The sequence below is a fragment of the Thauera sp. DNT-1 genome, assembly GCF_055393985.1.
In genome coordinates, this window is sequence record NZ_AP043752.1 from 336,379 (window position 1) to 359,675 (window position 23,297).

Genomic DNA, 23,297 nt, shown 5'->3' on the forward strand with positions numbered 1-23,297 from the left:
GCCTGCGGTGGCGGTCGCGGCACTCCAGCCGGTGGAATGCGCATATGATCGGGCGCTCGGGCTGAGCCGCACGCAGCCTTGTTTTCCCGCTCAAGGATTCGCGCAGGACATGAATGTTGTCGATCTGCTTCTGCAGCAGGCTTCGAGTCGCCCGGAGGCCCTCGCCGTGCGCCATGGCGATGAAGTGCTCGGCTATGGGGCCTTGGGGCGGAGGGTGTGCTCGGTGGCCGCGGGCCTGGCGAACGCCGGAGTGGCGCGAGGGGACGTGCTCGCGCTATGTCTGGACGACCCCCTCGATCATCTGGTGGCCTCCTTGGCGGTCGCTCATCGGGGGGCGACGGTGGTGAGTGTCCCGCGCACCCTGCCCGATGCGTTGCGTGGGCGACTGTTGGCGCTCACGCGGGCTGGTCGGGCGCTCGCCGACGACGGTCGTCGAACTGGAGCGGACCTCGGCGGGCTCCCGATCCTCGCCTGGTCCATGCTCGAGAGAAGCCCGCCGTCGATGACGCCCGAGCCGGCGCGCGAGGTGGCGGATCGGCCGTGGATCTATGTGACGGGCTCTGGTTCCACGGGGCGACCCAAGATCATGCCGGTCACGCACCGGCAGCAATGCCTGCGCTCGAGGCTGGGGCCGAGCTGGCTGCCCTATGGCGCGCAGGACGTCTTGTGCTCCATGGTGAGCATGCATTTCTATTCCGCGAAGCAGCGCTGCCTGGAGGCGATGGCGATCGGGGCGGGAATCTTCCTGGACACCCCCGGCCGCGTGGACCTTCGCCGTGAAGTCGCCGAGGGCGAGGTGACGGTGATCCACGCCATGGTCTGCCACATCGAGACCCTCCTGCGTCGGCTTCCGGCGGAGGCGACCGGCGCGTTCGCCCGGCTGCAGGCGCTGATGGTGGGGGGCTCGACGGTGTCGATGGCGCTGCGCGACGAGATCCGGCGACGCTTGACCCCCCGCATCCATGTTTTCTACGGGACGAACGAGAGCCACACCGCGACCCTGACTCGACTGGACGAGGTTCACCGGACGAGCGGCGGCGTGGGGCGTCCTTTTCCCGGCATCCGCATCGAGGTGGTCGATGAGCGCGGGCAGCCGGTCCCGGCAGGGGTGGACGGACGGGTGCGGATCGCCTCGCCGATGGTCATCGACGGTTATCTCGGTGACGAGGAGGCGAACCGCAAGGCCTTCGCGGAGGGCTGGTTCTATCCCGGGGACATCGGCCATCTGACGGCCGACGGACAGCTGGTGCACAGAGGGCGCATGGACGACATGATGATCGTCGGTGGCGTGAATCTCCATCCAGCCGAGATCGAGCAGTGCCTGCGGCGGCATCCGGGCGTGGCCGATGCGCTGGCCACGCCCCTGCGGCATCGCGTGCTGCAGGATGTCCCGGTCGCGCTGGTGGTTCCCGAAGCTGGAACGCATCCGAGCGCGCATGAACTCGTCGCCCATGTCCGCGCAGCCTTGGGGCGCCATGCCCTGCACGACGTGATCTGGGTCGACCGCATCCCGCGGAGCGAACAAGGCAAGGTGCAGCGCGAAGCGCTCGAGGCGGTTCTGGAGCGCCACGATTGGGCACACGAGGGCGGTCGGGCGCAAGGGGCGCGCCGCCACTGGTCGAGACCGCGTCAGTTGCAGACCCGCTTCGAGATCGAGTTCGCACCGCCGATCGCGCCAGCCACAAACCGTCTGGACGCCTGGATGGCCTTGCTGGGCGAGGACGCCCCACTCGGGACGAGGCCGTCCGAGGGGTGCGAAGACGCAGACACGGCCCGGTACTGGCTGCAGCAGGTCCTGCGTCTGGCGCGGCTGTTCCTGCAGTTGGTCCGCGTGCCGGTGTTCGACGTCTTCGAGCTCATCGACTGCGCTCCGGTCGACGAACATCGGCGGCGGTGGCGGGCGGCGTTCCTGTGTCCGGGACCCGAGTTCGTCTCCGCTACGGCGTGCATGGAGGTGGTCGGGATCGCATTCCGCATCGCACAGCTTGCACAGGGCGCGGATCCGGGCAGCCCGCAGGACCGCGAGCGTGTCTTCGTGGCCATCGGAGACGAGCTTCTGCAGCCCCATGGAAAGCTGATGCCCGCGGGAAAGTCGACCCTCGAGGTCTTGCGCGCAGCCTATCGGCTGGATATTCCCTTCCGGCCCCTTGGAAGGGGCGTGTATCAGCTCGGCTGGGGCAGCAGGGCGAGGCGTATCGAGCGCAGCACGACCGATGGCGACTCGGTCTTCGGCATGCGCTGGACACACGACAAATGGATGGCGTCCGAACTGTTGCGTGCGGCCGGACTGCCGGCGCCGGTGAACCGGCTCGTCATGACGGCGGAAGAAGCGCGCGCGGCAGCCCGCAGCCTGGGTTATCCGGTGGTCGTCAAGCCCGTCGATCGGGATCGCGGCGAAGGGGTGAGCGTGGATGTGGGCGATGACGAGGGAGTGGCGCGGGCTTACACGACGGCTCGTGAATGCTCGCCGGGCAAGCGGGTTCTGGTGGAGCGACAGGCGCCGGGGGTCTGCCATCGGATCTTCGTTGCTGCGGGACGTCTGCTGTATGCCGTGAGGCGGCTCCCGGCCGGCGTGTACGGGAATGGCAGGACTTCGATCGGGAGCCTGGTAGATGCCGAGTGCGCGCGTCGGATGGGTTTGCCACCGTGGAAGCGCGCGCCGCTTTGCGCGCTGGACGACAGCGCGCTCGAGATGCTCGCGCGCCAGGGCCTGGGGCCGGAGGACGTGCCGGGTGCCGGCCGGTTCGTCGCCTTGCGTCGTATCGAGACCACGGCCTCGGGAGGCGTGGATGAGGAAGTCACCCATGCGCTGCATCCCGAGAACGTGCGTGCCGCGATTGCCGCCGCACGCCTCTTCGGCCTGGAGGTTGCCGGGGTGGACATGATCAGCCCCGACATCACCGCGCCGTGGCATGCCAACGGTGCCATCCTCAACGAGGTGAATTTCGCTCCCCTGCTGGGCGGTGGCGAAATATCGCGGCGCTACGTCGAGGAATACCTGTTCCGCCTGGTCGATGGGCGTGGGCGGATTCCCGTCGAGGTATTCGTGGGCGGGGCGGCCGCCTGGGAGGCGGCTGCAGCGCGCTGGCGGACCTTGCTCCAGGCCGGCATGGCCGCGGTCCTGAGCAGTGACGTGCGTACCCTGGGCGGCGACGGCCAACCCTTCGGCCTGGCGGTCGACGGGCTGCACGCAAGGGTGCGTGCCTTGACGCTGCGCGCCGAGGTGGGCGCGCTGGTCCTTGTCGTGCAGACGCTCGAGCTGCTGCGGACGGGGATCCCGCTGGATCGGGTCGACCGCGTCGTCGTGATCGACGGCGACATCCGGACGGCCGGTTCGCCAGCGCGGCAGGCCGCGGATGCGGAGGTGGCCGGGCTGATTGCCCTGTGCCGCGCCTGGGACGCCAGCGGGACTGCGTCTTGAACCGCCGGGGCGGGTGAGGATTCCATCGGACGGCAGGGGAGATCATGGTCGAATTGGTTCGGGTGGGCACCCGCTTCACATGGCTGCGCGGAGCCGCCTTCGGTTTGCAACAGGGCGCACTCGCCGGAGAACTCGTGTTGACGGACGAGGGGCGTGCCGGCATCGTCGAGGAGATGCTGGCGGCGTTCGCCGACGAAGCGTCGACAGGCGGGGAGCGGGCGGCGGGCGCCTCGGGCGTCGAGTGCCTGATCGACTGCATCCTTCGCTGCGTCGGCGCGTTGCAGCGACGAGCGGGAGTCCCGGTGTCGTGGAGAAGCCATCGTGCCCTGATCCGGACCGTGGCGGATGTGCGCGTCTTCAGGGTCGCGCTGCCGTCGGACCAGCCTGCGGCGACCGAGCGTGCGTTGCGTTGGGTGGTGGCCGAGGTGAATCGACGCGCGACCGGCGGGCAGGCCGGGAGCAAGGACGGGCGCAGCTCGCAGGAATCGCTGGAAGAGCTGGATCGCATGCTCGGCGCGCATGCGATCCCCGGCATCAACCCGATCAACATCGCACTTGCCGCTTACCGCGCCGGGATCCCTGTGGGGCGCCTCCTGCATGATGTACTGGTGCTCGGTCAGGGGCGGAAGGCGCGCTGGATGAGGAGCACGATCACCGACCGGACGTCCGGCATCGGCCTCGGGATCGCCCGCAACAAGGTGCATACCGCGGAAGTTCTCCGTGCCTCGGGCCTCCCGGTGCCGCAGCAGGTGGTCGTGCGCTCGCCGGAAGGCGCGGTCGAGGCCGCCCGTGCGCTGGGCTACCCCGTAGTGGTCAAGCCTGCGGACCAGGAGCAGGGGGCGGGGGTGCAGGCCGGGCTGTCCGACGATGCGATGGTCCGCATCGCGTATGACGCGGCCAGCGCCCTGTCGCGGACGATCCTCGTCGAGCGCCATGTCGAGGGCTACACGCACCGCCTGACCGTCTTCCAGGGCAGGGTGGTCCGCGTGATGCGCAGGGTGGCGGGGGGCGTGGTGGGCGATGGCGTGTCCGCTGTGGCCACTCTCGTGGAGCGGCGCCTGGAGGACGAGATCCACAGGCGGCGCGCGCAGCGCGCGGGGGCTCCCCTGCTGAGCCTGGACGCGGAGGCGCTCGATCTGCTGGCGCGCCGAGGCATGGGGCCCGCATCGGTGCCCGCAGCCGGCGAGTACATTCGCTTGCGGCGGCGCGACAACATCAATGCCGGTGGGGAAAACCGCCCCTGTGCGCTCGGCGACGTCCATCCGGCGAATCTGCAGCTCGCGGTGGACGCCGCGATGGCGTTGCGGCTGGATCTGGCCGGCGTGGATCTGATCATCGAGGATGTCTCCAGATGCTGGCTGGAGGCGGGCGGGGCGATCTGCGAGGTCAACGGCCAACCGCAGATGGGGGGCAATTCCCACGCGGGCGTGCTCGATGCGGTGGTGCGCGAGCTCGTCGGGGGCGACGGACGCATCCCGGTCCACCTCGTCGTCTGTCCGGACCGCGAGGATTGGCACGCGGGCCTTTCGGCGCGGCTGCTGCAGCACGGCGAGGTCGATGGCGTGTCGTCGCGTCATGGCCTCGTCCTGCGCGGAGCTCGGGTCAGCATGCCGTTCGAGGACGCGCTGGCGGCGGCGCAGGCCCTGTTGTGCCGGGCCGATGTCGGCTCCGCGGCGTGCCTGATGTCGGCGCCCGACATCCTGCGACTGGGTCTCCCGAGCGACGTGCTCGACAGCCTTCGGGTCGCCGACGAGACGGCGATGAGCGCGGCCGAACGCGGCGCGCTCGCTGCGATACGGCCCATGATCGAGCCGCACCTGCGCCGGTGAGGGGCCTTGCCCGCGTGCTCAGGCGGGACGTCCCAGAGTAACGAAGAGGTATTCCGCTGCGCCGACTGTCGGCCCGGTCACCCCGGGCCGGGCTGCCTCGGAGCGCCGCCGGTCGCAGTCCAGCCAGAGCAGGCCCGCGGCTTCGGCGAGCCGGCGCAGGCTCGCTTCGCCATTGACCGGATACGAGGCGCAAAGGTCGGCGTAAGCGGCGGCGAGCTGCGCGGCTTCCCTCCGGTCCAGCCCGAGGCCGGAAAGCTCCGTCAGCGAGTCGACGACGGTGCGCACGAGCGCTTCCTTCTGGTCCGGCCCGAAGGGTACGAGCTGGTCTTCCGCGCCGGGACGGAGCCGGGTGGTGAAGATCAGGCGACCGCCCGGCGCGAGCAGCGCCGCGTAGCGCGAGAACAGCTCCGCGCGCCGGGCGGGGGGAAAGTAGCCCAGGAAGCTGCTGGTGAGGATCAGCTCGTAGCCTCCCGGGTGGCGATGGTCCAGGATGTCCGAGCAGACCGCAGCGAGGTCGCCGCCGTGCCGGCGTGCATACCAGCGACTCAGGATCAGCGGGGTCGCGCAGAGGTCGAGCGCGGTCACGCGCGGCTGCAACGACAGGCCGGCGCAGCCGGCAAGCACATGGGCGTAGGCGGAATAGTCGGCGCAGCCGCTGATCAGGATGCGAAACGAGGGGCCGCGATGGGTCTGGGCGGCCTGCCGGATCGCGGCGACGAATTCGGCGCTGAAGCCGCTCATCGTCTTTCCCAGCCCGAGCAGGCGAAGGTACTGCCAGAAGCCGTGGTAGGGCTGGCAGGAATCCCCTTGCGCGCCGCAGCGACAGGCGAAACGCGAGATCTCGAGGGCAAAGGGAGCCGATTCGAGCACAGGTTCGGCGAGCGGACCGGTGCCTGCGGGCGCGAGCGGGCGGAGGGGCTGTGCATGGCTCATCGCGGCTGTTCCGGAGGGAGGGAAATCAGCCGGGCGAAGCGCTCCCGTTCGCGCTCGATCAGCGCGTCGAAGGCCGGCCCGGAAGTGAAGCTGGGGGAAATGCCGCCGTGCTGGCGGTCGAGTGCGGCGCTCGTTTGCGGACTGGCCATTGCCTCCTGCAGCAGTCCCCGCATCGCGTCCCGGATCGGTGCCGGCGTGCCCGCATGGCCGTACCAGCCGAACCAGAGCGTGCCGTCGAAACCCGGCGCCACCTCGGCGAGGCTGGGCAGATCCGGAAAACGCGGCGAGCGTTGCGGCGCCGCGACTGCGAGCAGCCGCAGCTTGCCCGCCCGCACGAGCGGGAGGGCGGAGGCGCCGGCGAACGCGACTCGCACGTCGCCGCGCGCGAGACCGGTCGCGGCGGCTCCTCCGCCCTTGTAGGGAACGTGGTTCAGCCGCAGTCCGAGGCGTGCCGCCAGGTCGGCCATGAGGAGATGGTGCATGCTGCCGATGCCGCCGCTCGCGTAGTTCAGTGGGCGCTCCGCCGCCCGCGCCTCGAGCACGAGCTCGGCCATGCTCCGGATCGGATCCTCGGCCCCGACCGCGAGAAAGAAGAAATTGCTGCCGACCTGGGCGACCGGTGCAAGACCGTGCAGCGGGTCGGCGGACTCGCGCGGGTAGAGCCGGGGATTCACCACGATCAGGCTGTCGGCCGCGATCAGCCAGGTGCTGCCGTCTGCCGGCAGGGTGAGAAAATCCGCCAGGGCCCGCTCGCCGTTGGCGTCCGGGAGGTTGACGATGCGTGCATGGATGCCGTGCCGGTCGGCGAGATGCCCAGCGATCGCACGCGCGACCGAATCGGGGCCGCCACCGGCGGCGACCGCGACGAGGAGGGTCGGCCGCTCCGGTATCATCCGGACGCCGTTTCCTTCTCCGGCTCGGGCGCGCGCTGCCGCGAGGCCGGCGAGGGCGCCGATGAAATGTCGTCGGTTCATGAATCACGCTCGGGAGGAAGTGGATGACCGCAGAGTCGAACTCTAGAGCCATGCGGCCCCCCGCGCCACCGTCGGGGGCGTGCCGGCCATGACTCCGACGCAGGACCGCCGCGTGCGGGGGCAGGGGCCGGATCGCCAAGCGCGCCTGTGGACGCTGGTGCTGCTTGCGCTCTCGGGCCTCGGTGCGTGGCTCGTGCTCGGGGGCGCCGCGCTGGGCCTGGGTTCCTTGCGACGCCTCGGGCCCGGGGCGTTCCCCGCGCTCGCGGGGGCGGCGCTGCTCATCGCCGCAGCCCTGGCGTGCTTGCGGCCATGGTCCATGTCGGCGGACGATTCCTCCACCCCGCGCGAGGGGGACGACGCGGGTCTGCGTGGCGTGTGGGCGGCGGTCGCCGGACTGGCGGGTTTCGCCTCGCTCGCGCCCGTGCTGGGTTATGTGCCGGCCGCCTTCGCGGCTGCGCTGCTTGCGAGCGCTGGGGATGCGCGCTGGGAGCGGCGTGGGAAGCTCCTGCAGGCAGTACTGCTGGCGGGCCTGGTGGCAGCGATGTTCGGCGTCGGGCTGGAGCTCCCCGCGGCGAGTTTCAGGAATCCTTTTGCGGGGGTGTCGTGGATGCCTTGAGCGGCCTGATGGCGGGGTTCGAGGTCGCGCTGTCGCCGGGCAATCTCTGGTTCTGCCTGATCGGGGTGGCGCTCGGAACCCTGGTCGGCGTGTTGCCCGGGGTCAGCTCGCTGGCCGCGGTCGCAATGCTGTTGCCATTCACGCATGCCTTGTCGCCAACCGCGGCGCTGGTGCTGTTGGCGGGGGTCTATTACGGCTCCGAGTACGGCGGGGCGATCGCGGCGATCCTGCTCAACGTGCCGGGAACGCCCGCTTCCGCGGTTTCATGTCTCGACGGTCACCCGATGGCGCGCGCGGGGCGTGCCCGCGAGGCGCTGATCCTGAGTGCGGGAGCGTCCTTCGGCGGCGCGGTCGTGGGCATCGGCATGATGCTCGCCATGGCCGCCCCGCTCGCCGGGCTCGCGTTCATGCTCGGGCCGGCCGAATACTTCGCGATCATGATCTTCGGACTGGTCTGCACGGCCGCCGTGGGCCGCGGGCGTCTGGCCGCGGGCATGGTGGCGATGCTCGCCGGGGTCGGCCTCGCGATGGTCGGTACCGACGCCCAGACCGGCGTGGCCCGTTTCACCCTCGGGCTGACGGAACTGCGCGACGGCATTCCGCTGGTGGTGCTCGCCATGGGGCTCTTCGGCGTTTCGGAGGTGATGCTGTCGATGTTCGGCGCCTTGCCTGTGGTGCGTGGCGGGATTGGCGAGCGCAGCGCGCTCCCGCGCTGGAAGGCGTGGCGCCGTGCAGCAGGGCCGGTGCTGCGCGGGGGCGTGCTGGGCGGATTGTTTGGTGCCTTGCCGGGCACCGGACCCACCCTGGCGTCGATCGCCGCGTATGCGCTCGAGCGTCGTCTTTCTGCTCGCCCGGAGTGCTTCGGCCGCGGCGCGATCGCCGGGCTGGCGGCCCCCGAGGCGGCCAACAACGCGGCGGCGCAGACGGCTTTCGTGCCCACGCTGGCGCTGGGCATCCCCGGCAGCGCAACCATGGCTCTCATGCTCGGCGCGATGTCGGCCCATGGGGTGGTGCCCAGCCCGCTGCTGGCGGTCGAGAATCCGGAGCTCTTCTGGGGGCTGATGGCGAGCTTCGTGATCGGCAACCTGCTGCTGCTCGTGCTCAACGTTCCGCTGGTGGGGGTCTGGGTTCGCATCCTGAGGCTGCCGCCCCAGCGACTCTATCCACTCGTCCTCGTGCTGATCGCGGTGGCGACCTTCGGTGTGCGCGGCAGTGCCTTCGACGTCTGGGCGGCCCTCGCCATCGGCCTGGTGGCCTACGGGATGAGGCGATCGGGGGTGCATCTGGCACCCGTGCTCATCGGCTTCGTCCTCGGGCCGCTGGTCGAGGACAACTTCCGCCGCGCGCTGGCAATTTCGCAGGGCGACTTTGCGATCTTCGTCTCCAGCCCGATCGCCCTCGCGGCGCTCGGCGCGGTCTTCGTGCTGCTCGCCGTCGCCGTCTGCCGGTCGATGCGCAGCGCAAGGGCCGCGTAGGGCGACGTGCCCGCTGCCGGCCGCCGGGAAGCGCGCCGCACGTGGCGTGGCGCTGGCGGGCGCGCTGCCGGATGTGCTGTACAGTGGCCGCGAGCTTCGGTAAGAATGAAAACACGCTTTCACCCCGACCAGAGGAGCTGTCCAATGCTCAAGGCCCGAGCCCCGCGCGCGATTCCGCTGCTGCTGTCCCTGTCGCTCTTGCTCGCCCCCTCCATGTTGCGCGCGCAGGTCGCGCAGGGGGAGCGTTTCGGCGACTGGGTCTACGAATGCCAGGCGCTTTCCGGTGCGAGCAAGGCCTGTGCGCTGGTACAGGTGCATTCCTTCGGCGAGGGGGATAAGCGCTCGGTGCGCTTCAACATCAGCCGTCCGCCCCAGGGCGGCGGGGTCGGCATGAGTGTGGTCGTGCCGCTCGGCATTCACCTGCCCAACGGCATCCGGGGCGACGTCGATGGCAAGAACGGCTTCGCCATGACACCGCTGACCTGTGTCGCGCAGGGCTGCATCGCCACGGTGCCGCTCGACGCGGGCATGATCGAGGCACTGAAGGCCGGCCGCGTGCTCAACCTCGAGTTCTACGGCAACGCCGGCAGGCAGCAGGTGAAGGTGGCCGGCTCGCTGAAGGGCATCACCAGCGGCTTGCGGGCGAGCGGGCTGGATTGAGCCGGGCATGGATGAGCTGATCCGCGCGCTGGGGCGGCTCGATCGGGTCGTCGGGGTTGGCATCGGCGGCTCGCGCGGGCTGCGGATCGCTTCCGAGGCTTCGGATTTCGATCTGGTGCTGTTCCGGCGTGGCGGCGAACGGGTCGATGCGCGGGAGATCCTCGACGCGCTTCGTGCGTGCGCCGGGGTTTGCGAGCTCAGGGATCCCGCGGGATTCGTGTCGGGGAGGCTGGGTACGCATCGATTCGAGATCTTCCAGAAGGATCTCCTGGCCATCGAGCGCGAGATCGAGCAGGCGCGGGAGGGCGCATTCACCTGGTCGATCCGGCAGCTCTTTCCGCATGGCGACTTGAGCACCGGGCTGATCAGCCATGTCGTCCATCTGATCGTGTGCAGCGACCCCGACGGACACCTGGAGCGCCTGCGCGCTGCCGCCACGCCTTTCCCGGTCGCGCTCAGGGCCGCGCTCGTCGATACCTTCCTCCAGCAGGCCGACATCACCGTCACGCATGCGGCGAAGATCTCCCGTCGGCTGGATCTTCAATACCTCGTCGGGCTGTGCTCGGGCTTCGTCTTCTTCGCCAACCTCCTCGTCTTTGCGGTGAATGGGGTGTATCCGGTTCTGGAGAAGGGGGGCAGCCTGGTCATCGCCCGCCTGCCGCAGCGTCCGGCGCACTACGAGCAGCGGATCGCGCAACTCTTCTCTTGCGCGGCTGCGGGGGACTATCCGGCCGCGGTGGCGATGCTCGAGACCCTGCTCGGGGAACTCCGGTTCCTGGCCGTCGAGGGCCGTCGAGCGCTCGCCGCCGACGAGTCGGTGCGCACGCGACCGAACGAGGCTCAGCGCGCCGGGTCGGGGCGGGGGGCCGGATCCGGGTAGAGCGTCGGCCAGGCCTCGACCCAGCAGCAGTGATGGTCGAAGTCGGGAACCACTTGCAGGCGGGCCGCGCTGGGGGTGCGCAAGCGGCGCAGCCATCCCTCGGCGAGCTCAGCGGGCAGTTCGCGATCCTTCGCCCCCGCGAGATGGATCTGCTCCAGCTTCGAGAGCGCGGGCGCCACATCGACCGGATCCAGCGATCCTTCGAGCGGGGTGATCCGGTGCAGGCGTGTCCAGGCCGCAGGGTCGAGGTTGCCGGCGACGGTGATCAGACGTTCGACATCGCCGCGGCGCGCGGCGAGCAGCGCCGCGATCGCCCCCCCGCCCGAATACCCCACCAGTTCCAGCCCTTGCGCACCCTGATCCGCCTTGAGGCGATCGATCGCGCGGCTCATCGAATCCACGACCTCGCCGGCAAAGCGATGGGAGGTCCAGTATTGCTTGCTGCAGTTGCGGCGCTCGGGGTCGAGGGTGAATTGGCAGGGTCGGGCCAGATGTACCGCGGCCCCCGAGGGTTGGCGCAGCGCGAGGCCCAGGGCAACCGGATCGAGCGGCGTGGGGTCGCGCGATGGCTCCGAGCGACTCAGCCAGGCCAGCCCGTCACCCTCGATATAGACGCTAAGCGTGTCCACGCGCCGAACGGTATGGGGGCGGTGAGCGATCAGCACGAAGCGTCCGCTGTCGATCGCGACACGCTCCCAGCCTGCATGCGCGGCGAGGCTCCGCGCTTCGGTCCGGCGCGCTTCGAGCCCGGACGGCGCGCACGCGCTCATGGCGCCGGCTGCCATGAGCGCGAGTGCGATGCGCACGGGCGGAGGAAGGAGAGGATTCGCGAGTGTTGCGTTCATGCGTTGCATGTGAGGTTTCCGCCCATGCAGGGTATGCAATCGGATCTTGTTGCAGTATGTTTCTGGATAAGAGATCGTTTCTACACCTTGGTGCCGAAGAAGACTTGAAGCTCGCGATGGGGGCGAGAAACAAGCGTGAAGACTGGCGCCATACGATTGATCCGGAGACCCCCTGGCTGGGTCGATGGACGTGTTTCTCGTGACTTCTCTAAGGGAGGCTTGACGTCATGAACAAGAGTCATCGTATCGTCTGGAGCGACGCGCGCAACGCGTACATCGTCGCTGGAGAGAATGCTTCGGCGAAGGGCAAGCCCTCGTCGGTCAGGAAGGCGCTGGCCACCGCGATCGCAGCGCTTTTCATGGGGCCCGGCCTCGCCGCAGCCCAGTCCTGTGAGGGGCAAAATCCGCTCACCGACGCGCAGACTTCGACACAATGCTACGAGAACGTCGATGTGACCGTCGCGGCCGGCGGGAGCGTCGTGGCCACTGGAACGACCGCGATCGGGGTCGAGGTGCAGGCGGCGCCTTACGCGCGCAACTTCGCGAACCAGGGCACGCTGGAGGCCGATGCCGAGGGCTACAACGCCTATGCTTATGGCGTGCTGTTCGAGGGCCGGGTTTCCGGTAGTGTCGTCAACGCGTCGACCGGCACGGTCTCCGTCTCTGCCACCGGCCAGGGAGATGGCTACGGCGACGGCTACGGTGTACTGATCAGGGGGGATCTCGGCGGGAGTCTCGCAAACGCGGGCACGATCGAGGTGTCCGCTCAGAACGTCACGAGCAGTGGCTACCGGTACGCCGGGGCTTATGGCGTCTCGATCGATGGCGATGTGGATGGAACGCTGACCAACTCGGGTAATGTCCGCGCCGAGTCCCGGGCGGATAGTGCCGGAGGTTCGTCGTATTCCTTCACCGACTCCGAGAGCGTCCGCATCCGTGGATCGCTCAACGGGGCGCTCGCCAATAGTGGTGCCATCGAGGCCCATGCCCAGAGCGCTGAAGGCAGCAGCAACTACAACGACTACGTCCGCGCCTACGGGGTTTCCATCGGAGAGGATCTCACCGGCTCGCTCGAGAACACGGGCACGATTCATGCGACGGCGACGCGCTCGTCCGAGGGTGGCTATTCCAACTACTCGGATTACATGTGGGCGGTAGGCGTGCATGTCAGCGACGATCTGACCGGAGAGCTGCTCAACTCGGGCGAGATCCTGGCACGCACCGAGGTCAGTGGCGGCGACCAGTACGGCTACGCGAATGCCTACGGGGTGCGAGCCTACGGATCGATGAGCGGGACGATCGACAACGCCGGGACGATCCGGGCAGAGTCCGTCCGGACCGCGGGCGAAGGCGGCTCTTCGATCTACACGAAGGCCTATGGCGTCGTTACCGGCGATCTGGTCGGCAAGCTCGCCAACAGCGGCAGCATCGGCGCCCGCAGCGAGGTCGAGGAGGGCTATGCGCACGCCTACGGTGTTTCGACCTATTCCGGCGACCTGATCGGCACGATCCAGAACGACGGCGAGATCGCTGCCGAAGCCGTGAGCAAGGATGGCTACGCCGGCGCCTACGGGGTCGGCGTCGGCTACAACGTCTCCGGGACGCTGCAGAACAACGGTGAAATCTCGGCGCGCGCCGAGGCATCGACCGCACGTTCGCGTGGCGTGTCGATCCGCTACGGCGATCTGAGCGGCACGATCGGCAACGACGGCACGATCGATGCCACTTCGATCACGCAGGATGGTTACGCAAACGCGGTGGGGGTCGGTTTCGGCACGGGTGAGGATTACGACGGCGAAGACTCTTACGGCAAGGTCTCGGGCACCTTGCGCAACGCGGGCACGGTGACAGCCACGGCTCTCGCGCAAGGCCGTGATTACGAGGCGGGGTACAGCCTGCTCGCGATGGAAGAGGAGCCGGCGCCTTCGACGAGCGTCGCGGTGCGCGCAGGTGGCACGTATGCCATCGGTGTGGGTACCGGGCTGGTGTCCTCGCAAGGGCGTATCGAGAACAGCGGCACGGTTGTTGCCGAGGCGCGCTCGGAAGCCGTCGCCGAGGCCGAGGATGAGGCCTACGCAGGGGCGTACGGCGCCGACGCCGCAGGTATCGGGAGCGCTGTGGTCGATGGCAAGGTCTCGAACACCGGGTCGGTGTCGGCCAGCGCCATCGTGTCTGCCTCGGCAACCGGTGATGCTGCGGCAGCGATGGCCAGTGAAGCATGGACCTCGGGTGTCAGCTTCGGCGGTGCCGGCGGGGACTTCGAAAACGGCGGCAGCATCGTTTCGCGCGCGACGGTCACGGCCCTGGCGAATGGCGGCGCGAGCGCCAGCGCATCTGCCGGAGGCGCCGAGGCGGCTGGCGTCGAGATCTGGGTTTCGGGTCCGGGCGTCTACACCGGCAACTTCACCAACTCCGGAACCATCCAGGCAGAAGCCACCCTCTCGGCCGTCGCCACGGGCGAGGAGGCCGAGGCTCGATCCTACGACGGGGCGTCCGCATACGGCGTCGTGGTGGACGGCTTCGACGGTCGCTTCACGAACACGGGCACCATTCATGCATCCGCTTCCGCGACGGTCACCGCCAACGGCGAGAACGTCGAGGAGGCCGCAGGTGCAGGCGCGGTTGGTGTATTGGTCGTCCATGGCATCGGCGCCGACGGCGTGCTCGACAACCGTGGCACGATCAGCGCAGTTGCCGAGGCTGCCGCTACGGGCATGAGTGGCGTCGCAGGCGTCTTGATCGGCGCCGACGAGATCATGAGCGAGCCCACCCTGGCCGTGATGGTCGGCGAGGACGTCCCGGAGGATGGTTTCTACGGCACCTTGAACAACTCCGGAACCATCACCGCAGAAGGTCGTGGCGGCATCGAGTCGGCGGGGGTGTTTTCCGTCATCGCCTCGGGTGGCACCGGAACGGTCAATAACCTTCAGGGTGGCTTGATGTCGGGCCGCTTGTTCCTCGGTGGCGAGGTCGCCATGAACAACGCGGGAACGCTCGACATCCGCGACAGCGGTCGGTTGCTGAGTGATCAGTCCGAGGAGTCTGCCGAGGGCGAAGTCGAAATGGCTGCGATGGCCGCATCGCCCCTGGAACGCGGCGGTAGCCACGTGGGTGGCAACTTCACCCAGAGTGCGACCGGTGTGCTGAAGATCGACGTCGTGCCGGTCCGCGACGAGGCGGGCGCTGTCGTTGACAACGCTTATGGTGCGTTACATGTCGGTGGCACGGCCCAACTCGCCGATGGCACCGGCGTCCGCGTCATGGTCGACCCGGCCAGCACGCTCGCCAGCGGGGATGTGCTGCAGGACGTGGTGTATGCCGAGGGTGGCATCACTCGGGGTGCGGTGAAGGTGACGGACAACGTCCTGCCGCTGAATTTCATGGCGACTTCGGACGCATCGCCCAACGACCTCGATCTCTCCGTCGTGGGTACCGGCCTCACCACGATCTCCAACGCGGTGAATACGGCCGGCTTGAGTTCGGCCACGGGAGTCGCCGGTGTGCTCGACGGCCTGCTCGGATCGGCCGACTCGCAGCCGGGAGCCCTGGGTGACTTCCTCTTCGATGTGGCCGGTTCGGGCAATGCCCGCGAGGTCGCGGACAAGGTCGCCACGCTGCTTCCGCTCGCCAGCGGTGGCGTCACCACGGCGACGCTCGGTGCGCTGCACGGGGCGAATCGCGTGGTGCAGGCGCGGGTCGACAGCAACCTCGGGCGTTCGTCCGGCGACGGCTTCCTCGGCGACAAGCGCATGTGGCTGAAGGGCTTCGGCAGCTGGGCGGAGCAGGACGCGCGCAGCGGCGCTTCCGGCTACGATGCGGACACCGCCGGCCTCGCAGTCGGTGTGGATGCGATCGTGACCGATACCAACCGGGTCGGCGTGCTGTTCGCGTATTCCGAGACCGACGTCGACAGCACCGGCGCGGCCAAGCAGTCCGCCGATGTCGACACCTACCAGCTCGGGCTGTACGGCAGCCACACGCTGGATGAACGCACCGACATCAACGGCATGATCGGCTTCGGTCGTCACAGCACCGACGGCACGCGCCATACGACGGGCGGCGTGGCCGCCTCCAGCTACGACAGCAGCAGCATCGTGGCTGGGGTCGGGATCGCGCGTACCTACCCGATGAGCGAGAAGACCACGCTCACGCCGTCGGTCCGCCTCGACTACGCCCGGATCAAGGATGACGCCTATCAGGAGCAGGGCGCGGGCGCGCTCGACCTCAGCGTGGGCAAGAACACCGTCAGCGAGCTGATCCTGTCGCTCGACGGCAAGATCACGCACGAGCTGTCGGACACGCTGACCTTCGTCGGTCATGCGGGGGTGGGTTACGACTTCGAGAACGAGCAGTCCTCGATCACCTCCACGCTCGCCGGCGCGCCGGGGGCTTCCTTCGTGACCCGCGGTGTCGATCCGAGCCCGTGGCTGGTGCGCGCGGGCCTGGGGCTGGTCAATACGCCGATCGAGTCCTGGGAGTTCTCGGCCCGCTACGAGGTCGAGGGCCGCAGCGACTTCCTCAACCACACCGCGTGGCTGAGGGCGCGCAAGGCCTTCTGATTCGACAAGCGCTGTCCTAAGCTCGAGCCACGGGTTCAACGCCCGTGGCTTTTTTTTCGATCGGCGGCGGGCCGTGCGGGTGACGGATCCCATGCGCCGCACACGGGGCGCCGCTGCAAGTGATGATGGCGAAATCTTGAGCAAGACCTACCAGGAACTTTTCGACCAGCGCGGCTCGGCCTACGACCGCGCGATGAGGCGTTACCCGGAGGCCCGCAGGCAGGAGTTCGAGCAGGCGATCGAGGCCGCAGCCCCGGCGCCGGGCATGGTGGTGGCCGACGTGCCGGCGGGCGGGGGCTATCTTCAGGCGTATCTGCCGTCCGGCTGCACCTGTCTGGGTCACGAACCCTGCGCGAGCTTCACGAACCATGGTGCCGTGGCGGGGCAGCCCACGCAGCTGCTGCCCTTGCCCTGGGCTCGTGCGACCGTGGATCGGGCGATCAGCCTCGCGGGGGTGCATCACCTCGACGACAAGCGACCGCTGTTCTCCGAGCTGCATCGGGTCGTCCGGCCCGGGGGGCGGCTCGTGGTGTCGGATGTCGCGGCGGCCTCGGCCGTGGCGCGCTTTCTCGACGGCTACGTCGGAGGACACAACAGCACGGGGCACGAGGGGATCTTCCTCGACGAGCGCACGCTCCGCGAACTGGCCGAGGCGGGCTGGACCGTGGAGAACGCCGCGATCCGCGATTTTCATTGGGTCTTTCCGGATCGAACCGCAATGGCGATGTTCTGTCACGAACTCTTCGATCTGCGTTCATCCACCCCGGCCGATACGCAGGCTGCGATCGAGGACCAGCTCGGGGTGAGCACGCTCGCCAACGGTGGTGCAGCCATGCACTGGTCCTTGTTGACCATCTCGGCGCGGCGGACATGACCGGGCAGGAGCGGCAGGGCCGCCTGTTTGGGAGCGGGCCTTGCCGCCTGGTCCCCGGTCATGTTCGCGGCAGGCGCCAGCCCTGCATGCTGGTCAGCGTGCTGGCGGATGCCGATGCGATGGGGGCGCTGGCTAGCGCCGACCCGGGACCTGTCTGGCAGGTCGTCGGACAGGCCTGGCGCAAGGCTCTGGGGGAGGATCTGCCGTGGCGCACCGAGCCGCCCACACCGGCGGCCTGGCGCGTGTGGGCGGCGTTGCTGGGTGCGTGCGCGGTCGCGCTGCTGCAGCGCGCAGGGCTGGCGGTATTCGAAGCCGCGGAGGTGTTGCAGCTCCCGAGACGGGAGACGGGGCCGGCGGCGCGGACCACGCTGTTGCTCCCCGTGATGCCCGGACGCGCGGATGCGACCCGGCAGGCATGGTCGCTGGTGCTGGAGCTCTTCGAAGGCGCGTTCGAGGTCGCAGACCCGATGCGGCTGGAGCGCATGGAGGAACGCCTGCGCCCGGGCCTGGCGTCGCTGGGGCGGCAGGCCCCGCGCGGCGGCAACACGCCACGCTTCCTGCGTGCCGCGCACGAGCTCGGCATACCGGTGATGGCGCTCGCCTTCGAAGGCTTTCAATACGGCCACGGCAGGCGTGCCCAGTGGCTGGAAAGTACCTTGACCCTGCAGACGCCAGGTCTTGCCGTCGCCCTGGCACGCGACAAGCTTGCCGCCGCTGCACGGCTGCGGCAGGCGGGCCTGCCGGTGCCCGTCCATCAGGCGGTGTTCGACGCGGACGAAGCCGTGCGTGTCGCACGGCGGCTCGGCTTCCCCGTGGTCGTCAAGCCGGTGGACCGGGATGGTGGCGTGGGCGTGTCGACCGGTCTCGAGACCGAGGAAGAGGTTCGCGCCGCCTATGCCGGTGCGAGCGCGGTCTCCCCTCGGGTGCTGATCGAGAAGCACGTCTTCGGAAGGGACTACCGGCTGACGGTGCTCGATGGGAGATTGCTGTGGGCCATCGAACGGATTCCCGCCGGGGTGACCGGTGACGGCGTCTCCACCGTCGAGGAACTCGTCGCGCGCGAGAATCGGGATCCGCGCCGCGGGGAAGGCCCTCACGCCGCACTGAAAAGGCTGAGCCTCGATGACGAGGCAAGGCGCGTCCTTGCCGCGCAGACCCTCGCTGCCGACGCAGTTCCTGCGCGCGGCCGGGAGGTCCGGCTGCGCCGCATCGCCAACGTGAACGGCGGCGGCAGGCCGGTGGCGGTGAACGAGCGGGTGCATCCCGACAATGCCGCGCTGGCGGTGCGTGCGGTGGAGGCCTTGAGGCTCGACCTCGCCGGGGTGGATGTGCTGATGCCGGACATCGCGCGCTCCTGGCTCGAGACCGGGGCGGCGATCTGCGAGATCAATGCGCAACCCCAGCTCGGTGCGACCACGGCGCCACATCTTTACGGTGAAATCCTGCGCAGGCGGCTCGGTGGCGATGGACGCATCCCGATCGTAGTCGTGCTGGGCGACGCGGGATCGCCGCCGTTGAGCGAGGTCCTCGTGATGCAACTGCGCCAGCGGGGTTGGGCAGTGGGCTGGTGCGACCGGCGCGGAGCCGGGATCGACGATGAATGGCTCGTGCGGGGAGGTGGCATGTTCGCCTCGGGGCAGATGTTGCTCACCCACCCGCGTGTGGATGCCCTCGTGCTCGCCATCCACGACGACGAGATCCTGCAGACGGGACTCCCAATGGATCGCTTCCACTGGCTCGTCCTCGCCGGCACCGCGGTGTCGCCGCGCGTCGCGTGCGGACCGGGGGCCGGCACGCCCGGGCGCGGAAGCGAGGCCCTGCTCGACGAGTTGCTCGCATCCTTGGTGCCGGCGTGCTCCAACCGTGTCCTCGTCGTCGCCGGGTCGGGCTACAGCGGTGTCGGGCCGGCGCAAGGCGGCAAGGGGGCGGGCGCGTTCGAGGAGATCGGGCGCGCGGAGCTGAGCGTTGCGCTGGAGCAGTTCCCGGCGTGAAGCCAGGGGATCTCGGCGCGGGGAATGCGGGCGCGCGATCGGAGTCGAAGGAGACGTCGTCGATCCTCCTGCCCGATACAATGGCGCCCATCATGCCTTCACATCCCGACTCCGATACCGCCCGGGCCGTTGCCGACCCGGTCGCGACCAGCCTCTTTGCCGGCGCCGTTCCCGGCTGCCGCGCCGCCCCCTTCCTGCCCATGTCGCGCGCCGAGATGGACGCGCTGGGCTGGGACGAATGCGACGTCATCCTCGTCACCGGCGACGCCTACATCGACCACCCGAGCTTCGGCATGGCCTTGGTCGGACGGCTGCTCGAGGCGCACGGCTTTCGCGTCGGCATCCTCAGCCAGCCCTACTGGCACTCGGCCGAGCCTTTCCGCGCGCTGGGCCGGCCGCGGCTGTATTTCGGCATCACCGCGGGCAACATGGACTCGCTGGTCAATCGCTACACCTCGGACCGCAAGATCCGCTCCGACGACGCCTACACGCCCGGCGCCGAGGCCGGCAAGCGCCCGGACCGCGCGGTGACCGTGTATGCCCAGCGCGCGCGCGAGGCCTATCCCGGCACGCCGATCGTGATCGGCAGCATCGAGGCTTCGCTGCGCCGCATCGCGCACTACGACTACTGGTCGGACAAGGTGCGGCGCTCGGTGCTGCCAGACTCCAAGGCCGACATCCTGCTGTTCGGCAACGCCGAGCGTGCGCTGGTGGCGCTGACGCATCGGCTGGCGGGGGGTGAGCCGATCGAATCGATCCGCGACCTGCGCGGCACCGCCTTCATGGTGAAGCCGGGCTGGCGGCCGTCGGACGAATGGCACGAGCTCGATTCGCGCGCGCTCGACAAGCCCGGCCGCATCGACGCCCACCCCGACCCCTACGCGATGGAGCCGGCCGCCGCCGCGCCCAGGCCCGCCGCCGACGGCGCCCAGCCGGTGCGCATCGTGCCGGCGGCCGAGCGCGTCGCGGCACGCCGCGCCGACCGCGCGCGCACGGTGATCCGCCTGCCCGCGTACGAGGAGGTCAAGGACGATCCGGTGCTGTATGCCCACGCCTCGCGCGTGTTCCACCTCGAGTCCAACCCGGGCAATGCGCGCGCGCTGGTGCAGTGCCATGGCGAGGGCCCGGGCGCGCGCGACGTGTGGATCAACCCGCCGCCGGTGCCGCTCACCACCCCCGAGATGGACTTCGTCTACGACCGGCCGTTCGCGCGTGCGCCGCACCCGAGCTACGGCGGCGCGCGCATCCCGGCGTGGGACATGATCAAGTTCTCGATCAACATCATGCGTGGTTGCTTCGGCGGCTGCACCTTCTGCTCGATCACCGAGCACGAGGGCCGCATCATCCAGAGCCGTTCGCACGAATCCATCATTCACGAGATCGAGGAGATCCGCGACAAGTCGCCGGACTTCAAGGGCCACATCACCGACCTCGGCGGGCCCACCGCCAACATGTACCGCATGGCGTGCAAGAGCAAGGCGATCGAGGAGAACTGCCGGCGACTCTCGTGCGTGTATCCGGGCATCTGCGAGAACCTCGACACCGACCATTCCTCGCTCGTCGAGCTCTACCGCAAGGCGCGCGCGGTGCCAGGGATCAAGCGCATCACCATCGGCTCGGGCCTGCGCTACGACCTCGCGGTGCGCTCGCCGGAATACGTGAAGGAGCTCGTCACCCACCACGTCAGCGGCCTGCTCAAGATCGCGCCCGAGCACACCGAGGAGAACACGCTCTCCAAGATGATGAAGCCGGGCATCGGCGCCTACGAGGAGTTCGCGCGCATGTTCGAGAAGTACTCGAAGCTCGCGGGCAAGAAGCAGCACCTGGTGCCGTACTTCATCGCCGCCCATCCGGGCACCACCGACGAGGACATGCTCAACCTGGCGCTGTGGCTCAAGGCGCACGACTTCCGCCTCGACCAGGTGCAGACCTTCCTGCCCACGCCGATGGCGCTGGCGACCACGATGTACCACTCGCGCAAGAACCCGCTGAAGAAGGTCGCGGCCGATTCCGAGGTGGTGGAGACCGCGCGCGCCGGCCGCATCCGCAAGCTGCACAAGGCCTTCCTGCGCTGGCACGACCCGGAGAACTGGCCGCTGCTGCGCGAGGCGCTGATCGAGATGGGGCGCGCCGAGCTGATCGGCAACGGTCCGCACTGCCTGGTGCCGCGCCAGCAGCCGGCACGGCTGGTGGCGGCGAAGGCCGGGGGCGGGCGCAAGCCGGGTGGTTGCGCGAAATCGCGGGCGAGGCGCGGGGCCTAGGAGGCGTTCAGCGTCTCGAGCCGGTTGCGTCCGCCGGCCTTGGCGCGGTACATCGCCTCGTCGGCCCGCCGCAGCAGTTCTTCGGCGCGCTGCTCGCCGCCGTCGAAGCAGGCGATGCCGATGCTGGGCGTGCTGTGATGACGCACTGCCCCGATTGCGTATGGCTCGTTGAGTGCGGCGAGGATGTTGCCGGCGATCAGGGCTGCCTTTTCGCCCGCCTCGGCTGTGGCGTCGCCCAGATCCTCCAGCATCACCACGAACTCGTCTCCACCGAGGCGCGCCACGGTGTCGCCCTCGCGCACCACCTGGCGCAGGCGCGCCGCGATCTCGCATAGCAGCTGGTCGCCGGCCTCGTGGCCGTAGGTGTCGTTTACGCGCTTGAAGTGGTCGATATCGATGAACAGCAGCGCCCCGTGGCGGCCGTGGCGGCGCGCGTTGGCCAGGCCCTGGCGCAGGCGGTCGAGCAGGAAACGGCGGTTGGGGAGCTGGGTCAGCGTGTCGACGAAGGCGAGATTGCGGATCGCTTCCTCGGCGGCCTTGCGTTCGGTGATGTCGATGATCACCCCGTCGAGCCGGAGCGGTTCATCATCGGCGTCGACCGCCACGCGGCCGCGCTCGCTGACCCAATGGACGCGCCGGTCGCGCCCGCGCATGCGGTATTCCACCTCGTAGTTGGTGTGACTGATGCGTGCGCTCTCGATCGCGGCGACGATCGTGGGGACGTCCTCATGCAGGATGAAGTCTCCGAACGACAATCGACCGGACATGAAATCCTCGGGTGTCGCCCCGGTGAGCGCGGTGATCCCGCGGCTGATGTGCATCACCCTCCAGGGCGGTTCGATCTGGCAGCGGAAGACGACGCCGGGCACGTTCTCGACCAGGGTGCGGAACTCGTCGCGGCTGTGCGCCAGGTGCGACGCGGCGGCACGCATGCGGCGGCGGTGGCGGGCGTTGCTGTGCATCACCGCGAACAGCATCAGGCTGAGAGCGCTGCCACCGTAGAGGATCAGGGCGGGTTCCGCGCTCGCGTGGTCGGCCTCGAAGGCCGGCGTGCTGCTGAAGCGGACCACCCATTCGCGCCCTGCGACCTCGACCGCGTGGGTGACGACGTAGTGCGCGGCGGCATTGCGCTCGGCCGAGGCGTAGAGCAGGGTCTGCGGCGATTCGTGCAGGTCGTGCAGTTCGATGTCGGCGTCGCGCAGGTCGTCGCGGAAGATGGCCTGCATCATGTCGTACGCGCGGAACGGGGCGTAGACGTAGCCCAGCAAGGCGGCGCGGCGCTGCTCCACGCTCGCGACCGGCATGGCCTTCGCGTACACCGGCAGGTAGATCAGGAAGCCGGGCTGCACCTCGGTGCCGAACTCCTGAACCAGGGTGACCCTGCCGCTGAGCGCGGCCGTTCCCGTGTCGCGCGCGCGCTCCATGGCCTCGCGGCGCACCGGCTCGGAATACATGTCGTAGCCGAAGGCGCGCCGGTTGCGCCCGTCGAAGGGCTCCAGGTAGACAATGCTGCTGTAGCGGTCGCGATACCCGGGCGGATGTACCGTGTAGTCGGGGAAGCCTTCGGCGCGCACCGCCGCGACGTGGGCCTCCAGCTGCGCCGGGAGCAGCATGACGGTGAAGCCGGTGCCCTGGATACCGGGCAGCGAGCGCTCGAGGTGGAGGGCTGCGACATAGGCCGCCCACTCGGACCGGCCGACGTGGTCGCTCGCGGCGAACAGCGCGGCGCCGCCATGCAGCACCTGTTCGTAGGCCTGCACGCGCGAGAGCAGGTTGTCGCGGGCCAGCGTGGCGTGCGTGGTGAAGCGGTCGCGCGTCCGCTCCTCGAGATGGGCGTCGACGTATCTCCACAGCACCGCCGTCAGGAGCAGGCCCAGGATGAGCGCGAGCCAGGCGGCCGTGCTGCGGTCGAGCATGGCGGCGGCGCGAACTTGCGCGGATCCTGCGTCCTGCGTCATGGGCGGGAGGGGTGAGGGGGT

General features: G+C 69.3%; 14 protein-coding genes. 10 read left to right on the top strand and 4 right to left on the bottom strand.

Translation table 11 applies throughout. The features are described 5' to 3' along the window. Window positions 1-109 precede the first annotated feature (109 nt). Window positions 110-3,421, top strand: coding sequence for an AMP-binding protein (locus ACZ5PP_RS01530; RefSeq protein ID WP_464826625.1), 3,312 nt, complete (start codon window positions 110-112; stop codon window positions 3,419-3,421). Window positions 3,422-3,465: 44 nt separating this feature from the next. Continuing rightward, complete coding sequence (locus ACZ5PP_RS01535) at window positions 3,466-5,250, top strand: acetate--CoA ligase family protein (protein ID WP_464826626.1); 1,785 nt, start codon at window positions 3,466-3,468, stop codon at window positions 5,248-5,250. An 18-nt stretch (window positions 5,251-5,268) separates the two neighbouring features. On the opposite strand, the gene ACZ5PP_RS01540 is transcribed toward ACZ5PP_RS01535, so the two are convergent. Continuing rightward, window positions 5,269-6,183, bottom strand: a complete 915-nt coding sequence (locus ACZ5PP_RS01540; RefSeq protein WP_464826627.1) for a class I SAM-dependent methyltransferase — start codon at window positions 6,181-6,183, stop codon at window positions 5,269-5,271. Beyond that, the gene (locus ACZ5PP_RS01545) at window positions 6,180-7,157 is read right to left on the bottom strand and encodes a tripartite tricarboxylate transporter substrate binding protein (RefSeq protein WP_464826628.1); all 978 of its coding nucleotides are present in this window, start codon (window positions 7,155-7,157) and stop codon (window positions 6,180-6,182) included. Before ACZ5PP_RS01545 ends, ACZ5PP_RS01540 begins: the two co-directional genes overlap by 4 nt. 88 nt (window positions 7,158-7,245) lie before the next feature. Between ACZ5PP_RS01545 and ACZ5PP_RS01550 the strand changes: the two genes are divergently transcribed. From ACZ5PP_RS01550 to ACZ5PP_RS01565, 4 genes are all read left to right on the top strand, one after another. Next, window positions 7,246-7,773 carry a tripartite tricarboxylate transporter TctB family protein gene (locus ACZ5PP_RS01550; RefSeq protein ID WP_012585293.1) on the top strand — a complete coding sequence of 176 codons (528 nt, stop codon included), beginning with the start codon at window positions 7,246-7,248 and terminating at the stop codon, window positions 7,771-7,773. Continuing rightward, a complete protein-coding gene (locus ACZ5PP_RS01555) occupies window positions 7,761-9,248 on the top strand; it encodes a tripartite tricarboxylate transporter permease (protein ID WP_004300026.1) in 1,488 nt (495 codons plus the stop codon). The genes ACZ5PP_RS01550 and ACZ5PP_RS01555 overlap by 13 nt, the downstream gene beginning before the upstream one ends. Before the next feature lie 144 nt (window positions 9,249-9,392). Then, window positions 9,393-9,908, top strand: coding sequence for an invasion associated locus B family protein (locus ACZ5PP_RS01560; RefSeq protein ID WP_004300025.1), 516 nt, complete (start codon window positions 9,393-9,395; stop codon window positions 9,906-9,908). Window positions 9,909-9,915: 7 nt separating this feature from the next. Further along, the gene (locus tag ACZ5PP_RS01565) at window positions 9,916-10,788 is read left to right on the top strand and encodes a hypothetical protein (protein ID WP_287471645.1); all 873 of its coding nucleotides are present in this window, start codon (window positions 9,916-9,918) and stop codon (window positions 10,786-10,788) included. On the opposite strand, the gene ACZ5PP_RS01570 is transcribed toward ACZ5PP_RS01565, so the two are convergent. Then, window positions 10,749-11,642 carry a hypothetical protein gene (locus ACZ5PP_RS01570; RefSeq protein WP_012585296.1) on the bottom strand — a complete coding sequence of 298 codons (894 nt, stop codon included), beginning with the start codon at window positions 11,640-11,642 and terminating at the stop codon, window positions 10,749-10,751. The two genes, ACZ5PP_RS01565 and ACZ5PP_RS01570, sit on opposite strands and share 40 nt — an antisense overlap. 218 nt (window positions 11,643-11,860) lie before the next feature. Here ACZ5PP_RS01570 and ACZ5PP_RS01575 point away from each other — a divergent pair, with 218 nt between their 5' ends. The 4 genes from ACZ5PP_RS01575 (at window position 11,861) to ACZ5PP_RS01590 (ending at window position 21,318) form a co-directional block, all read left to right on the top strand. Continuing rightward, a complete protein-coding gene (locus ACZ5PP_RS01575) occupies window positions 11,861-16,192 on the top strand; it encodes an autotransporter domain-containing protein (protein ID WP_464826629.1) in 4,332 nt (1,443 codons plus the stop codon). A gap of 136 nt (window positions 16,193-16,328) precedes the next feature. Then, the gene (locus tag ACZ5PP_RS01580; protein WP_464826630.1) at window positions 16,329-17,066 is read left to right on the top strand and encodes a class I SAM-dependent methyltransferase; all 738 of its coding nucleotides are present in this window, start codon (window positions 16,329-16,331) and stop codon (window positions 17,064-17,066) included. An 86-nt stretch (window positions 17,067-17,152) separates the two neighbouring features. Continuing rightward, window positions 17,153-19,057, top strand: coding sequence for an ATP-binding protein (locus ACZ5PP_RS01585; RefSeq protein ID WP_464826631.1), 1,905 nt, complete (start codon window positions 17,153-17,155; stop codon window positions 19,055-19,057). 200 nt (window positions 19,058-19,257) lie between these two features. Next, window positions 19,258-21,318 carry a YgiQ family radical SAM protein gene (locus ACZ5PP_RS01590; protein WP_464827074.1) on the top strand — a complete coding sequence of 687 codons (2,061 nt, stop codon included), beginning with the start codon at window positions 19,258-19,260 and terminating at the stop codon, window positions 21,316-21,318. On the opposite strand, the gene ACZ5PP_RS01595 is transcribed toward ACZ5PP_RS01590, so the two are convergent. Further along, window positions 21,315-23,234 carry a CHASE domain-containing protein gene (locus ACZ5PP_RS01595; protein ID WP_464826632.1) on the bottom strand — a complete coding sequence of 640 codons (1,920 nt, stop codon included), beginning with the start codon at window positions 23,232-23,234 and terminating at the stop codon, window positions 21,315-21,317. The genes ACZ5PP_RS01590 and ACZ5PP_RS01595 overlap by 4 nt on opposite strands. Between the last annotated feature and the right edge of the window lie 63 nt (window positions 23,235-23,297).

Bases quoted from the DNA above. Each gene is read 5' to 3' on its own strand.
- ACZ5PP_RS01535 (WP_464826626.1), top strand. From the start codon at position 3,466: ATGGTCGAATTGGTTCGGGTGGGCACCCGCTTCACATGGCTGCGCGGA.
- ACZ5PP_RS01590 (WP_464827074.1), top strand. From the start codon at position 19,258: ATGTCGCGCGCCGAGATGGACGCGCTGGGCTGGGACGAATGCGACGTC.
- ACZ5PP_RS01545 (WP_464826628.1), bottom strand. From the start codon at position 7,157: ATGAACCGACGACATTTCATCGGCGCCCTCGCCGGCCTCGCGGCAGCG.
- ACZ5PP_RS01595 (WP_464826632.1), bottom strand. From the start codon at position 23,234: ATGCTCGACCGCAGCACGGCCGCCTGGCTCGCGCTCATCCTGGGCCTG.
- ACZ5PP_RS01570 (WP_012585296.1), bottom strand. From the start codon at position 11,642: ATGCAACGCATGAACGCAACACTCGCGAATCCTCTCCTTCCTCCGCCC.
- ACZ5PP_RS01550 (WP_012585293.1), top strand. From the start codon at position 7,246: ATGACTCCGACGCAGGACCGCCGCGTGCGGGGGCAGGGGCCGGATCGC.
- ACZ5PP_RS01565 (WP_287471645.1), top strand. From the start codon at position 9,916: ATGGATGAGCTGATCCGCGCGCTGGGGCGGCTCGATCGGGTCGTCGGG.
- ACZ5PP_RS01585 (WP_464826631.1), top strand. From the start codon at position 17,153: ATGCTGGTCAGCGTGCTGGCGGATGCCGATGCGATGGGGGCGCTGGCT.
- ACZ5PP_RS01560 (WP_004300025.1), top strand. From the start codon at position 9,393: ATGCTCAAGGCCCGAGCCCCGCGCGCGATTCCGCTGCTGCTGTCCCTG.
- ACZ5PP_RS01540 (WP_464826627.1), bottom strand. From the start codon at position 6,183: ATGAGCCATGCACAGCCCCTCCGCCCGCTCGCGCCCGCAGGCACCGGT.
- ACZ5PP_RS01575 (WP_464826629.1), top strand. From the start codon at position 11,861: ATGAACAAGAGTCATCGTATCGTCTGGAGCGACGCGCGCAACGCGTAC.
- ACZ5PP_RS01530 (WP_464826625.1), top strand. From the start codon at position 110: ATGAATGTTGTCGATCTGCTTCTGCAGCAGGCTTCGAGTCGCCCGGAG.